Raw genomic sequence first — 14214 nt, 5'->3', positions numbered from 1 at the left:
CTACTCCTTCGCCCAATGCACCGTCGCGCCGTCCAGGATCGCGGCGACCGGCGCCTCTTCGGGCATCAGGTGCGCGGCACGTTCCAGCACCGCGCGCTTGTCGCAGCCCACGATGACCAGGTGCAGCGACAGCGCGGCGCGCAGCACCCGCGCGCTGAGGCTCACGCGGGTCTCTTCCATGCCCGGCGCCCGCATCGGCACCAGGATCGGCGCCGCCGGGTCCAACCCCAGCCGCAGGTTGTCACCGCGCGGAAACAGGCTGGCGACATGGCCGTCGGTCCCCATTCCAAGGAGCGCTACCGAGGCCGGCAGGTGCGGCGCGATCATCGCCTCGACATCGGCCAGCGCCGGTTCGGGCGTATCGCCGCCGGCGTAAAACGGCAGGAAGGTCGCCGCCGCCGCCCGGCCCGTCAGCAGCCGCGCCTGCACCAGGCCCGCGTTCGAGCGTGGATCGCTTTCCGGCACCCAGCGTTCGTCGCTGAGCATCACGTCGACGCGGCCCCAGTCCAGGTCGGCGGCGCACAAATGGTCGAAGACCGGCCCCGGCGTGCTGCCCCCCGGTACGATCAGCGTGGCGCGGTCCTCGTGCATCAGCGCCGCGGCCAGTTCGCCAGCCAGAGCGTTGGCCAGGTCGATCGCCAGCATGTCGGCATCGGCGTATTCGGTCAGTTTCATGGCTTTATCTCCCGCCAGCGGCGGCCATCGCGGTGCATCAGCGCCAGCGCATCCTCGGGGCCGGAACTGCCCGGGTCATAGGGCAGCACCGGCAGCGCCTCGTCTTCGCACAGCCGGATCGCCGGGTCGATCCAGGCCCAGGCGGCCTCGACCTCGTCGCAACGCATGAACAGGGTCTGGTTGCCGCGAACCACGTCCATGATCAGCCGCTCGTAGGCGTCGGGCACATCTTGCGCCTCGGGCCCGAGCGCTTGCGCGAAGGTCATGTCCAGCGGCACATCCACCAGCCGCATGCCGCCGGGCCCCGGCTCCTTGATGGTCATGTCCAGGTCGATCCCCTCGTTGGGCTGCAAGCGGATGGTCAGGATGTTGCGGTGACGCCCGGCCTCGGCCCCGAAGATGGAATGCGGCGTCTCCTTGAACACGACCGCGATTTCCGAGGCCCGCGCGCGCAACCGTTTGCCGGTGCGCAGGTAGATCGGCGTGCCGGCCCACCTCCAGTTGCTGATCTGGACGCGCAACGCGGCAAAGCTTTCGGTGGTGCTGTCGGGGTTGCCCACGTCCTCGCGGTAACCGGCATTGGCGGAATCGCCCAGGTACTGGCCACGCACGATATCGTCGCGCGCCACCGGGTCCAGCGCCCGGATCACCTTGAGCTTTTCGTCGCGCACCGCATCGGGGTCAAACTTCGCCGGCGGCTCCATCGCGATCAGGCACAAAAGCTGCATCAGGTGGTTTTGCACCATGTCGCGCATCGCGCCGGCATGGTCGTAATAGGCGCCACGCCCGGCGACGCCGACCGTCTCGGCCACGGTGATCTGGATGTGATCGACGTACTGGCTGTTCCACAGCGGCTCGAACAACATGTTGGCGAATCGGATCGCCATCAGGTTCTGCACCGTCTCCTTGCCCAGGTAATGGTCGATCCGGTAGATCTGATGCTCTTGGAAATGCGTGGTCAGCGTGCGGTTGAGCGCCTCGGCGCTGCTCTGGTCGTTGCCAAAGGGCTTTTCCACCACGATGCGGCTTTCGCCGTCGGCCATGCCGTGCTTGTGCAACCGCTCGGCCAGCGGCCCGAACAGCTCGGGCCCGACGGAAAAGTAGAAGGCGCGCACCCGCTGCGGGTTGAGCAGATCGCGCAACTCCGACCAGCCGAGGGTACCGGTGGCATCGATGGTCACATAGTCGAGGATCGCCAGAAACCCCGTCACGGCGTCGGCGTCGCGCGCCGCCGGGCCGGCGAACTCGGCCAACGCGTCGCCGATCAAGGCGCGGTACTCTTCGCTGTCGCGTTCGCTGCGCGCAGCACCGATGATCCGGGTGCCGTCGCGCATCTGCCCCGCGCACCAGCGCCGGAACAGCGCCGGGATGATCTTTCGGCGCGCCAGGTCGCCGGTGCCGCCGAACACCACCAGGTCGAACGGATCGACCGGAATGATTCGAGATGCCATCTGTTCGTCGCACCCTTTCGCCTTGGCCGCGCCCAGCTTGCCACACCAGCGGGGCATGACAAGCGGGCGTTGCGGATTTACGCGGATTTACCTCATGTTAGCGCAACCATATCTCCGCGGTGCGGCATTCACAATGGCGTCAGCGCGTCGCTGCCCCCTTCTTCCGCCCCACCATCCGCGCTAGTTTCGCGGCCAACCGCCACAAGCGAGACGAGCAGATGAAAGACCTAAACGCCAACGCCGGCAAATTCACCGACCCCCGAACCACCGCCGACGGAAGCCCCCGCGCCACCGTCGCGCTGGAGCGGGCCGAAACGCTGTGGTTCAACACCGGCAGCCTTTGCAACATCACTTGTGCCAACTGCTACATGGAAAGCTCGCCCAGCAACGACGCGCTGGTCTACATCACCGCCGCCGAGGTGAGCGAGTACCTCGACCAGATCGATTCCCGCGGCTGGGCGGTGCGCGAAATCGGCTTTACCGGCGGCGAGCCGTTCATGAACCCCGACATGATCGCCAGCGCGCGCGCGGCGCTGTCGCGCGGTTACGAGGTGCTGATCCTGACCAACGCGATGCGCCCGATGATGCGCCCCGGCATGCAGGCGGGGCTGGCGGCGCTGATCGACGAGTTCGGCGCCCGGCTGACACTGCGCATCTCGCTCGATCACTGGTCCGAGGACATGCACGATGCCGAGCGCGGCCACGGCGCCTTTGCCCGCACCCTCGAAGGCATGGCATGGCTGCGCGAGCGCGGCGCGCGCATGGCGGTGGCCGGGCGCACCACATGGGACGAAACCGACGCGCAATCGCGCGCGGGCTACGCCGCGCTTTACGCGCGCCACGGGTTCGACATCGACGCGCACGACCCGGCGATGACGGTGTTGTTCCCGGAAATGGACGAAACCGTCGAGGTGCCCGAGATCACCACCGACTGCTGGAATATCCTGGGCAAGCGGCCGGGCGACGTGATGTGCGCCTCGTCGCGCATGGTGGTCAAGCGCAAGGGCGCCGATCGCCCGGCGGTTCTGGCCTGCACGCTGCTGCCCTACGCGCCCGAATTCGAACTGGGCGAGACGCTGGCCGAGGCCGAGCGCGACGTGGCGCTCAACCACCCCCACTGTGCCAAGTTCTGCGTGTTGGGCGGGGCGAGCTGCTCGGGGTGAGCAGGCGTCGCCGCGCTTGCCCAACGGGCGGCCAGCCTTTATCACCGCTGCAATGACAAACGGCGGGGCGGGGCCGGCGATGAGCGAGCACCAGCAAAACACGGCACCGGCGGTCGATGGCACGGGCGCGGCCCGCGCCGAGGTGCGGGCCCGCGCCGCCGCGGTTCTGCGCACCGAGGCCGATGCGCTGATGCAGATGGCCGACGCGCCGCCCGAGGGCCTGGCGCGCGCGGTCGACCTGATCCTCAGCGCCCGTGGCCGCGTCGTCGTGTCGGGCATGGGCAAGTCGGGGCACGTCGCCCACAAGATCGCCGCGACGCTGGCCTCGACCGGCACGCCGGCTTTCTTCCTGCACCCGGGCGAGGCCAGCCACGGCGATCTGGGCATGGTCACCGGCGACGATGTCTGCCTGCTGCTGTCCAATTCGGGCGAAACGCGCGAGTTGTTCGACCTGATGCAGTACACGCGGCGTTTCGGCATCCCGCTGATTTCGATCACCAAGGCAGCGGGCAGCACCCTGGGCCGGCAATCGGAATTGGCACTGGTGCTGCCCGACGCGCCCGAGGCCTGCGCCATCGGCATGGCGCCCACCACCTCGACCACCTGCGCGCTGGCGCTTGGTGACGCGCTGGCGGTGGTGCTGATGCAAAGGCGCGGCTTCAACCCCGAGGCGTTTCACACCCTGCACCCCGGCGGCAAGCTGGGCGCGCAGTTCCTGCGCGTGGGCGACGTGATGCACACGGGCGACAGCCTGCCGGTCGTGGCCGCCGACACCCCGATGGGCGAAACCCTGATCGAGATGAGCGCCAAGGGCTTCGGCATCGCCGCGGTGATGCAGGGCGCGGCACTGCGTGGAGTCATCACCGATGGTGACCTGCGCCGCAACCTCGCCGGGTTGCTGGATCTGACCGCCGGCGAGGTCGCCACGAGCGACCCGCGCGTCGTGTTGCCGGACATGTTGATTTCCGAAGCCTTGCGGATCATGAACACCAACAAGATCGGTGCGCTGCTGGTCGTCGACGATACCGGCAGCCTTGCCGGGCTGCTGCACATTCACGACTGTCTGCGCGTCGGCGTCGCCTGACCACGGGCCCCACGCCCCCCGGAACCGGATGAGCCATATGAACGTCGAAATTGCCGGCCTCGAGATCGCCAACACCCGGCCCTTCGCCCTGATCGCCGGGCCTTGTCAGATGGAAAGCCTCGATCACGCGCGCCGCATCGCGGGCGAGATGGCCGAGACCTGCGCGCGACTGGAGATCCCGTTCATCTTCAAGGCCAGCTACGACAAGGCCAACCGCTCGTCGCTCTCTGGTCAGCGCGGCATCGGCATAGAACCCGGGCTTGATAACCTGCACCGCATCCGCGACGAATTCGGCTGTCCGGTGCTGTCGGACGTGCACGCGCCCGAGCACTGCGCGCGCGCCGCGCAGGTTTGCGATGTGCTGCAAATTCCCGCCTTCCTCAGCCGGCAGACGGATCTGCTGCTGGCCGCCGGCGAGACGGGGCGCGCGATCAACGTCAAGAAGGGCCAGTTCCTGGCGCCGTGGGACATGGCCAACGTCGCCGAGAAGGTCGCCTCGACCGGCAACAAGCGCATCATGCTGTGCGAGCGCGGCGCCAGCTTCGGCTACAACATGCTGGTGTCGGACATGCGGGCGCTGCCGATCATGGCCGAAACCGGCTATCCGGTGATTTTCGACGCCACCCACTCGGTGCAACTGCCCGGGGGCATGGGCGCGTCCTCGGGCGGGCAGCGCCAGTTCGTCGCGCCGCTGGCGCGCGCGGCGCTGGCGGTGGGGTGCGCGGGGCTGTTCATCGAAACCCATGACGACCCCGACAACGCGCCATCGGACGGACCCAACATGGTGCCGCTCGACGCGATGCCGGCGCTGCTGGCGCGGCTCAAGGCGTTCGATGACCTGGCAAAACAGGGCGCCGAAGGCTAACCGCACCGGCGCCCGGACGCAGATCAGAATCCCAGTGCCTTGCGCAGCATGTTCAGCGCCACCAGCGTGATGAACACCGCGAACACCCGCTTGAGCGGCTTGGGGTCCATCGCGTGGGCCAGCCGCACCCCCCAGGGCGCGGTGATCAGCGTCATCGCGATGGTCACCGCGAAGGCCACCAGGTTGACCGCGCCCAGGGTGAAGGGCGGGCGGAACGCGGGGTCGACCGTCAACAGCAAGAACCCCGCCACCGAGGGCACCGCGATCAGCATGCCGAACCCCGCCGCGGTCGCCACCGCGCGGTGAATCGGGGTGCCGTAAAGGCTCATCAGCGGCACGCCGAAGCTGCCGCCGCCGATGCCCATGAGCACCGACAGGAACCCCATCAGCGGCGACAGTACCGCCCGGCGCAGGCCCTTGGGCATCTCGGCCCCCAGCCGCCAGTGGCCGCGCCCGAAGCCAAGGTAAAGCCCGATCACCAGGCCCAGAACGCCGAATATGCCCTGCAAGGTGACCGAGCGCAGCATCGACGCCACCAGCACGCCCAGGACCGCACCGGCAGCGATCCCCGGCGCCCAGCCGCGCAGGATCGCCCAATCCACCGCGCCTTTGCGGTTGTGGCTGAGCACCGATCTGAGCGACGTCACCACGATCGTCGCCAAAGACGTGGCCAGGCAAATCTGCATCAATTGCGGGCCGTCATAGCCCAGCGTCTTGAAGGCGTAGAAATAGGACGGCACCAGCACGATGCCGCCACCCACGCCCAACAGCCCGGCCAGCACCCCGGCAAAGGCGCCAATCACCAGCAGCATCGCCAGCATCTGCAACAGCAACGCGGTTTCGGGCATCGGGATCGGGCTCATGGCGGCGGGCCTCCGGGCAGTGGCAAGGATCGGGCGCAGCCTTACACCGCCCGCGCCCGGCCTGCCAGTTCGATCTGCGCCAGCGCGTTGTGCAGCACCTCGACGCCGGCGCCGTCACGCTGCGCGCCCTCGGACAGAACCCGCCGCCAGGCCCGCGCCCCGGCGCGCCCCGCGAACAGGCCCAGCATGTGGCGCGTGACCTGGTGCAGGCGCCCGCCGGCGGCAAGGTGTGCCTCGATATAAGGGATCATGGCGTGCGCGGCGGCCTCGGGCGTGGTGTCAAACGTCTCGGCGCCGAAAACCAGCCGGTCGGCGGCGCAAAGGATGTCGGCGGGCTGGTGATAGGCCGCGCGCCCGACCATCACGCCGTCGAGCCCGGCATCGAGAAACCCGCGCGCCTGTTCGATCGCCGTGATGCCGCCGTTGATCGAGATGTGCATGTGCGGGAACTCGGCTTTCATCCGCTGCACCAGCGCGTGATCCAGCGGCGGGACATCGCGGTTTTCCTTCGGGCTGAGCCCTTGCAGCCACGCCTTGCGGGCATGGATGATGACCCGACCGCACCCCGCCGGGCCGATCCGGGTCAGGAAGTCGGGCAGCACCGCGTTCGGATCTTGCTCGTCGACGCCGATGCGACATTTCACCGTCACCTCGACATCCACTGCCGCGCGCATCGCCGCGACGCACTCGGCGACCAGGTCGGGGCTTTTCATCAGCACCGCGCCGAAGGTGCCCGATTGCACCCGGTCCGAAGGGCAGCCGCAGTTGAGATTGATCTCGTCATACCCCGCCGCCGCCCCGAGCGCCGCCGCCTGCGCCAGTTCATCCGGGTCCGACCCGCCCAATTGCAACGCCACCGGGTGTTCCTCGACGCCGTGATCGAGAAGATGCACCGCCCCCCCGCGCACCAGCGCCGGCGCCGTCACCATCTCGGTGTAAAGCAGCGCGTGACGGCTAAGCAGCCGATGCAAATACCGGCAATGGCGATCCGTCCAGTCCATCATCGGGGCCACGGACAGACGGGAAGCCGATTTTGCGTTCAATTTCATATATCTACCGCACAGTTCATGATTTTGGCGCGATCGCGAATTTCCCCGGATTCACCCCGGCTTTGGCCGGTTTCCGGGGATTTCCAGGCGCCGTTGCCACTCGGTAGCAGATCCAGGCGTGGTTTTCGACCGCGAGCATGCGGCCGGCCCGGGCGATATGCAAAACCCGGAACCGGCCGGGCACGCACATACACGTTCACGCGGTTTCCGGCCAGATCGGAATGGCACCGAATCCCTGATATCGACGATCAAAGGTGATCTGTGCCGCCACTGGGGCCAGCCTCGATATCATGTCAGCCCCCTTCGTCGGCCAGGTCGGCCTCGGTGCTTGCGGCCTGCGCGGCGCGTTCGCGCGCGGTCCATGTCGATTGGATGTAGGCCAGGATGTTCCATATCTGCGCATCGCTCAGTTGGTCGCCGAAGCCAGGCATGCCACTGTCAAAGTCGACGCCCTGCAAGGCCAGCGCGTCCCTGCCGCCGAGCTTGGTGTATCGAAACAGCACCCTGTCGGAGTGGTGCCAGGTGTGCCCGGTCTCGTCATGCGGCGGTGCCGGAAGCCGGCCATCGGCGTCGCGGCTTTGCCAATCCGGTTGACCTTCGAGGTTGGCACCGTGACAGGAGGCGCAATTCTCGGCGTAAAGTGCCTTGCCCTCGGCCAGGTCGACGTTGTCCGGCATGACCGGCGTGACCGGCTTCGTATCCATCCCCGAGGGCCGCACCCCCCACCAGAAGACGCCCGCGCCAAGCGCCAGCAACGCCGCTGCGATGACCATCATTCGCTTCATCATGCGACCCTCATCCAGGTCATCATGCCCGAAGCCGCGTGCGACAGCATGTGACAGTGAAACAACCAGTCGCCGGGATTGTCGGCGGTGAAGGCGATCTCGCGGGTCTCGCCGGCCAAGATCATCGCCGTGTCCCGCATGGGGCCGGCGGCCGTGCCATCCCGAACCTCGCGAAAATGCATGCCGTGCAGATGCATCGCGTGGGGAAAGACCGTATCGTTCACGATTTCGAGCCGGACAGGCTCCCCGCGCGAAAGTTCCGCAAGCGGCGTTTCGGTCATGCCGACGGTATCGTTGAACGACCAGAACTTCCCCGCGGCCGCAAGGTCGCGAAAACCACGTCTTTCGCCATCCAGAACCGCCGACTGCATCCGCCCCATGGCTCCGCCGGACATGACCAGGCGCACCCGGCGCGCCGCTGCCAGATCGGGGCGCGCCGCGGTGCCGCGATTGGGCGGTAAGGGCTGCGGTGCGCCGCGGCGGGCGACGGCGGCCTCGCCGGTCACGTTGAAAGCCGCCTGCGAATAGCCCTGCCCATCGCCGACCCGCACGAGATGGGCCGCCTCGCCGGGCGCGGCGGTGACATCGACCAGAAGATCGACCCGCTGCGCCGGGCCGAGAACCATCGTCTCCGAAACCAGCTGCGGCATCTCAAGCGGCATACCGTCGAGCGCGACGATCCATCCTTCGAGCCCGGCCAGCGCCAGTTGGAAAACCCGGGCATTCGCGGCGTTGATCAGCCGCAGGCGCATGCGTTCGTGGCGCCGCACATCGCGCGTGTAGCCGTAGGTGCCGTTGGTGGCGATGAAGTTGCCAAGACGCCCGGCGTGGCTTTGGTCATGGGCCGCCGTGAAATCCGGGACAAGTTGCGCGGTCTCCGGGTCAAGACGCCAGTCATCGAGGATCAGAACCTCGTCGCGGTCGATGTTCGGGCCTTCTGCCTCTTCCACGACGAGGGCGCCGTAAAGCCCGCGCGCCACCTGTTCCCAAGAGCGGTTATGCGCGTGATACCAGTAGGTTCCGGCATCGGGAGCGACGAAATCGATGTCGAATTCGCCCCCCGGGGGCACCGCGTCCTGCGTCAGCCCGGCGACACCGTCCATCGCGTTGTCGATCCGAACGCCATGCCAATGCACCGAGGTCGCCTGTGGCAATTCGTTGACCAGCCGGCGCGACACGCGCCCGCCCTGCGGCAGCCGCACGACCGGGCCCGGCATGGTTGCGTCGTAGCCCCAGATACCGGTCGCGGGGTAATCCGGCGGAGCAAGCCGAACCGACGTTTCCCGCGCAACCAGAGAGGGCATGGCCGCGGCCTGGGCGGTGGCGCGCAATGGCCCGCCTGCCGCGGCACCCGGCAGAACCGCACAGGCCGCCGAGGCGGCCGTACCGCCAAGAAACGCTCTTCGTGTCGTCATGATCGAACTCCCGAACAAGATGGCGGAAGGGCGGAGATGACGCCCTTCCGCCCGCGTGTCAGTCGCCTTGAGGCATGCGGAAATCGCCGACCATCCCGGCCTCGCGGTGCCCCGGCACGTTGCAGGCAAAACCGATTTCACCCGCCTGTGGGAAGGTCCAGATGGCCTCGCCGCTGTCGCCCGGCTCCAGCAGGATGCTGTTGGCATCGTCATGCATCATGCCGCCCTCCATCATCTTGTCATGGTCCAGGCGGTCCGCGGTCATCATGCCTTGTTGCATCATCGTCATCATCTCGTCCGCATGCCCGTTCCAGGTCTCGGGCTTGCCGATGTTGAACTCGTGCACGACATCGCCCACGTTCGTGACGACGAACTTGATCGTCTCGCCGGGCTCCACGCTTATGGTGTCGGGCATATACTTCATTTCCGACATTTCCACTTCGATCACGCGATCCACTGCGGCGTCCGATCCGGGCTGGCCGATGGCGCTGCCGTGACCGGCATCGGCAATGGCAACGGTTGTGGTCGCGGCAAGGGCGAAAGCGGCCCCTGCAAGGATGTGTCTGCTCATTCTATGGTCTCCTAGATTTCGAGAATCCGTTTTCGGGTGTTTGTCTTGTGCGCCGCTCGAACTCGCGGCGGCGGCGGGTCGAACAGCACGTATGTGCCTTTCAATACTCCGTGTTCGGGTACGGTGACCCCTGCCCCGAAGCGCCGTGCGCCCGCATGCCCCTGCGCGCGCGTGTCGATGGCCGCAGATTCGCAGTCGAGGCGCGGATGGCAATCGCGATCCTGCGCCCCGGTGTCGGGCAACGGCAGGTATTTCGCGACCTGCAATGGGGACGTGGCGGTTTCGCGCACGTCCGCCATCGCCGCGTCGCCGAATGCAACGCTCATCGCGAGCATCGACAGGAAGACCAGGCAGAGCCGCATCAGTCGATCCCGTTCGCGCGCTGCACTTCACGAATATAGCGCGCGATATACGTCACATCGGCGCGGGTCACACCCTCGACCGGGGGCATGTTGCCGAAATCCCAATGATGCGCCCTGACGCCGTTCTCCGCGGCGCGAAGGAATGCCGCGTCGCCGTGGTGGCTTGGTTCGTAAATCTTGTGAATCAGCGGCGGAGCCTCGCCGTTCTTTCCGGCGCCGTTCTTGCCATGACATTCCGCGCACTTGGCGTCGAATCCGCGCTTGCCGATCCGCGCCTCGACAGACAATTCGGCGGGCGGCGTGACCTCCACGATCGCACCCCCTTCGGGGATCGACGCCGTATCGGGTGTCGCCATCGAATGCCCCGCCTGCTCGGGTGTCGGCCGCAATGCCTGCCAGCCCAGGACACCTGCGCCCGCGATCGCGCCGGCGGCCATGAAAATCAAAAACCTCTGCATTTTCCTGCTCCTCGATGCCGTCCTGCGGCCATCACGTTTTTTCCGTCGCGGTCAGGCATGCCCGGCTTGCGTGCCGGTCGGTGCGCGGTTGCAGACCTCGACGATGTGTTCGCTGACGGAACCGACACACCCGGTGGAGAGCCGACGCCCGAACCGGCGCGCGGCGTTGGGTTCGCGGATTCGGCGATACCGCCACGACGGGTGCATGGTGCGGGGGCTGCCAACTATTTCTCGAGCGCCTTCCGGCGGCGATCGAATTCCTCCTCGTCGATCTCGCCGGCAGCGAAACGTTCGCGCAGCGTGTCGATGGCATCACGCTTGCCGCGGCTTCCTTGCGTGTCCGTGAACCATTTTACCCCCAGGACGATCAGCGCGATGATCACGCCCCAGAAAAGGATCATCATCAGCCCGCCGAACGCGCCGTGTCCGTTGCTCCACATCATGTGGTCATACCTCCCTTGCCAATCTCCCGCCTGACCCGCGACGGCGCCGATCGGTGCCGCCAGTAGTGCAAGCGTCGCCAGTAGTGTCCGTTTCATTGTCGTGTTCATTGTCTTTCTCCTTTTCGATCCATTGTTTTTCGGCCGCGACATCGCCATCCAGCGGCACGGTTATGGACACCGTCAAACCGCCTTCGGGCCTGTTGGCCAGGTGAATGTCGCCGCCATGCGCCCGCACGATCGAGCGGGCGATTGACAGCCCCAGCCCATGCCCGCCGGTTTCGAGCGACCGTGAATCCTCGAGCCGGAAGAACGGGTCGAACACCTGCTCCAGCTTGTCGGCCGCGATACCCGGCCCCTGGTCCGCAACGTCGATGATCAGATCGTCGTTGTCGCTGCGCCAGCTCACCTCTGCGCCGCCGCCATAGCGCACGGCGTTTTCGACCACGTTGCGGATCGCGCGGCGAAGCGAGACCGGGCGCACGCGCGCCTTGATCGGCGCCCCGCCCTTTAGATGGAAGGTCTCGACCATGTCCTCCCCGAGCGCGGCGAGAAACGCGCCGATTTCCACGGTTTCGGGTTCTTCGGAGCCGGTCAGCCCCTGCGCGAATGTCAACGTGGCTTCGGCCATCATCTGCATTTCCTCGACGGACTCGATGAGGCTTTCGCGGGTCTCGGGATCATCGACCATTTCGGCCCGCACCCTGAGCGCGGTGAGCGGCGAGCGAAGGTCGTGGCCGACGGCGGCCAGCAGGCGCGTCCGGTCGGCGACGAACCGGGTCAGGCGATCCTGCATCCGGTTGAAGGCGGTTGTCAGATCCTGCACCTCGACAGGCCCGACGACCGGCAGCGCATCGACGTCCTCGCCCCGTCCAAGCCGGTCTGCCGCCCGTGACAATCGGCGCAGCGGCCCGGTGATCCGCGTGACGAGGAACCAGCAGACCGAGACGAGGATCAGCGCCGCCGTCAATCCGAAAGTCACCGTCGAGAAGAACGGCCATTGCAGGGGGGGACGCTCGAACCGCGTCCCGACATTCAGCCATTTCCCGCCCGCCAGCGCGATCGAAAGGTTCATCTCGACCGCCGACAACTCCCCCTTCATCATCGCGCTGTGCAGCTCCGCCATCTGCGGCGAGAGATGCGGGAGAGGAAGGATCCTGCCCTTGATCTGATGCAGCTCGACGCGGATTTCCCGGCCATTGCTGTCGCCAAGAAGGGTGCGGACGTGCCGCTCGATCCGGCCAGCGTCGCTGTGATCGAGATGCCGGACGCCGGGCGCCGCGCCGGTTTCGAAGCGCACCAGCGGCGAGTTCGCCGCGCGCAGGATCGACGCATGCAGATTCTGCGGAGCCTCCTCGAGAAGGCGTGCCACGTTCGCCGCGCGCCCTGCCGCCTCGAAGCCCAGTGCCGCCCGGATGGCGAGGGTGCGCTCGTCCACGAACAGCCACAGGCTGACGGCCTGCGCCACGACAAGGGCCGCGACGATCAGAACGACGAGCTGCGCGCGAAGGCTTGCGAAAGGCTTCGACATCAGTCGATCACCTCCACATCCGCGGCCAGGCAATAGCCGCCATTGCGAACCGTGGTGATGATGCGCGGCTGCAACGGGTCGGGTTCGATCTTGCGCCGCAAGCGGCTGATCTGGTTGTCGATACTGCGGTTCATCGGGCCGGCCGCCCGACCGGCTGTCAGGTCGAGCAGTTGCTCGCGGGTCAGTACCTTTCGCGACCGCTCCAGAAGGACGGTCAGGAGTTTGAAATCCGCCGTCGTCAGCGGGATGCGATTGCCGCGATCGTCGTCGATGACGTGGCGATCGGCGTCGAGCACCAGGTCGGCAAAACGAACCGTCTTTCCGGCCAGGCTGCCGGCATGGGTCTCGGGTTTTTCCGTCCTTCGCAGCACTGCCTTGATGCGTGCCAGCAGCTCGCGGGGATTGAAAGGCTTGGTCAGGTAGTCGTCGGCGCCGATCTCAAGCCCCACGATGCGATCGGTTTCCTGGCCGAGCGCTGTCAGCATGATGATCGGTATGCGACCTTCGGCCGACAATCGCTGGCAGACCGACAACCCGCTTTCACCGGGCATCATGACGTCGAGCACCAGCAGATCGAAATCGCCCGCAGACAGGCGCGCGTCCATTTCCGATGCATCCTTCGCGGCCGTGGCGCGCATGCCGTTCTTCTCCAGAAACCGCGAAACGGATTCGCGGATCTGCCGATGATCGTCGACGACAAGGATGTGAGGCGCATGTCCCATGGCGTTCCTATACGGGGCTATCATCGCCCGGTCAGCGACGGTTTTGTCTCCATTTGTAACATGATTTATGACATGGAAGGCTGTTGCGACAGACGGATACAAATCAGTTCATCACGGTCGCTCAAATTCTCGGGTACCGTCACGGAAGAACAAACGCCTGGAGCAACGCGAAATGATCGTGCCGAAGACACTCGTGACCTCTTCACGCGCCCCGGCCGGCCCAACCGCCGTGGCCGACCATGCCAGGGAAATTGCCGCGGGCGCCATTCGCGACCTGCGCGCTCGGGCTCCGATCAGGAAAGGACACGCCATATGTCTCACGTAGGCCACCACCACATGCCGTCCAGCGGGCGCGGAATGGCGATTTCCGCCTGGCTGACGGGGGTATATTTCGTCTTCGAGATGGGGGTCGGCCTCTGGACCGGGTCCATCGCCGTCATCTCGGACGCGTTTCACACCTTCTCGGCCGTCGGCGGCGTGATGGTGGCGATCATTGCCGCGCGTCTCGCCCGGCGCCCCGCCGACGAGAATCGCAGCTTTGGCTGGTACCGGGCCGAGCTCATCGGGGCGCTGGTCAATGGCGGGTTCCTGCTGGGCATGGCGGTGGTGGTCATCGTGATGGCGGCGATGCGCCTTTCCGACCCCATCGACCTGCCCACGGGCCCGATGCTCTGGGCCGCGGCCGGCGGGCTGGTGACCGAGGTCATCTCGCTCGGGCTGATCTGGAAACAAAGCCAGAGCGATCTGAACGTGCGTGGCGCGCTGTGGCACATCATCCAG

General features: G+C 66.7%; 16 protein-coding genes. 4 read left to right on the top strand and 12 right to left on the bottom strand.

The features are described from left to right. Together pgl and zwf are read right to left on the bottom strand one after the other, a co-directional pair. On the bottom strand, positions 1 to 675 hold the full coding sequence (pgl, locus tag Q0L89_RS10540) for a 6-phosphogluconolactonase (protein WP_296764742.1): 675 nt from the start codon (positions 673 to 675) through the stop codon (positions 1 to 3). Then, the gene (gene zwf / locus Q0L89_RS10535) at positions 672 to 2126 is read right to left on the bottom strand and encodes a glucose-6-phosphate dehydrogenase (protein ID WP_296764797.1); all 1455 of its coding nucleotides are present in this window, start codon (positions 2124 to 2126) and stop codon (positions 672 to 674) included. Before zwf ends, pgl begins: the two co-directional genes overlap by 4 nt. Before the next feature lie 218 nt (positions 2127 to 2344). Here zwf and Q0L89_RS10530 point away from each other — a divergent pair, with 218 nt between their 5' ends. From Q0L89_RS10530 to kdsA, 3 genes are all read left to right on the top strand, one after another. Beyond that, on the top strand, positions 2345 to 3289 hold the full coding sequence (locus tag Q0L89_RS10530) for a radical SAM protein (RefSeq protein ID WP_296764740.1): 945 nt from the start codon (positions 2345 to 2347) through the stop codon (positions 3287 to 3289). A 190-nt stretch (positions 3290 to 3479) separates the two neighbouring features. Continuing rightward, positions 3480 to 4373 carry a KpsF/GutQ family sugar-phosphate isomerase gene (locus Q0L89_RS10525; RefSeq protein WP_296764795.1) on the top strand — a complete coding sequence of 298 codons (894 nt, stop codon included), beginning with the start codon at positions 3480 to 3482 and terminating at the stop codon, positions 4371 to 4373. Between the two features lie 37 nt (positions 4374 to 4410). After that, positions 4411 to 5238 carry a 3-deoxy-8-phosphooctulonate synthase gene (gene kdsA, locus Q0L89_RS10520; RefSeq protein ID WP_296764737.1) on the top strand — a complete coding sequence of 276 codons (828 nt, stop codon included), beginning with the start codon at positions 4411 to 4413 and terminating at the stop codon, positions 5236 to 5238. Positions 5239 to 5261: 23 nt separating this feature from the next. On the opposite strand, the gene Q0L89_RS10515 is transcribed toward kdsA, so the two are convergent. The 10 genes from Q0L89_RS10515 to Q0L89_RS10470 all read right to left on the bottom strand — a co-directional run bounded on the left by Q0L89_RS10515 (position 5262) and on the right by Q0L89_RS10470 (position 13434). Continuing rightward, positions 5262 to 6086, bottom strand: a complete 825-nt coding sequence (locus Q0L89_RS10515) for a sulfite exporter TauE/SafE family protein (protein WP_296764793.1) — start codon at positions 6084 to 6086, stop codon at positions 5262 to 5264. A gap of 56 nt (positions 6087 to 6142) precedes the next feature. Beyond that, entirely contained in the window at positions 6143 to 7150 is a 1008-nt protein-coding gene (gene dusA, locus Q0L89_RS10510; protein WP_296764735.1) for a tRNA dihydrouridine(20/20a) synthase DusA, read from the bottom strand. A 293-nt stretch (positions 7151 to 7443) separates the two neighbouring features. Then, positions 7444 to 7854 (bottom strand): cytochrome c, encoded by a 411-nt coding sequence (locus tag Q0L89_RS10505; protein ID WP_296764791.1) that lies wholly within the window; start codon positions 7852 to 7854, stop codon positions 7444 to 7446. An 80-nt stretch (positions 7855 to 7934) separates the two neighbouring features. Beyond that, positions 7935 to 9350, bottom strand: a complete 1416-nt coding sequence (locus Q0L89_RS10500; protein ID WP_296764732.1) for a multicopper oxidase family protein — start codon at positions 9348 to 9350, stop codon at positions 7935 to 7937. A 58-nt stretch (positions 9351 to 9408) separates the two neighbouring features. Then, entirely contained in the window at positions 9409 to 9921 is a 513-nt protein-coding gene (locus Q0L89_RS10495; protein WP_296764730.1) for a plastocyanin/azurin family copper-binding protein, read from the bottom strand. 11 nt (positions 9922 to 9932) lie between these two features. Then, complete coding sequence (locus Q0L89_RS10490) at positions 9933 to 10283, bottom strand: hypothetical protein (protein WP_296764728.1); 351 nt, start codon at positions 10281 to 10283, stop codon at positions 9933 to 9935. Beyond that, positions 10283 to 10720: a cytochrome c gene (locus Q0L89_RS10485; RefSeq protein ID WP_296764725.1), complete on the bottom strand. Its 438-nt coding sequence runs from the start codon at positions 10718 to 10720 to the stop codon at positions 10283 to 10285. Before Q0L89_RS10485 ends, Q0L89_RS10490 begins: the two co-directional genes overlap by 1 nt. Positions 10721 to 10965: 245 nt before the next feature. Continuing rightward, positions 10966 to 11184, bottom strand: a complete 219-nt coding sequence (locus Q0L89_RS10480; RefSeq protein WP_296764723.1) for an SHOCT domain-containing protein — start codon at positions 11182 to 11184, stop codon at positions 10966 to 10968. 4 nt (positions 11185 to 11188) lie between these two features. Next, the gene (locus Q0L89_RS10475; protein WP_296764720.1) at positions 11189 to 12712 is read right to left on the bottom strand and encodes an ATP-binding protein; all 1524 of its coding nucleotides are present in this window, start codon (positions 12710 to 12712) and stop codon (positions 11189 to 11191) included. Continuing rightward, positions 12712 to 13434 (bottom strand): response regulator, encoded by a 723-nt coding sequence (locus tag Q0L89_RS10470; protein WP_296764717.1) that lies wholly within the window; start codon positions 13432 to 13434, stop codon positions 12712 to 12714. The genes Q0L89_RS10475 and Q0L89_RS10470 overlap by 1 nt, the downstream gene beginning before the upstream one ends. Positions 13435 to 13746: 312 nt before the next feature. Here Q0L89_RS10470 and Q0L89_RS10465 point away from each other — a divergent pair. Further along, positions 13747 to 14214, top strand: a 468-nt coding sequence (locus tag Q0L89_RS10465; RefSeq protein WP_296764715.1) for a cation diffusion facilitator family transporter, incomplete at its 3' end; no start/stop codon positions are given.

The organism is Sediminimonas sp., assembly GCF_024637375.1.
Classification (GTDB): Bacteria; Pseudomonadota; Alphaproteobacteria; order Rhodobacterales; family Rhodobacteraceae; genus Sediminimonas.
Note: the sequence above shows the minus strand (reverse complement) of the source record. Positions and strands in the feature narration are given on the sequence as shown.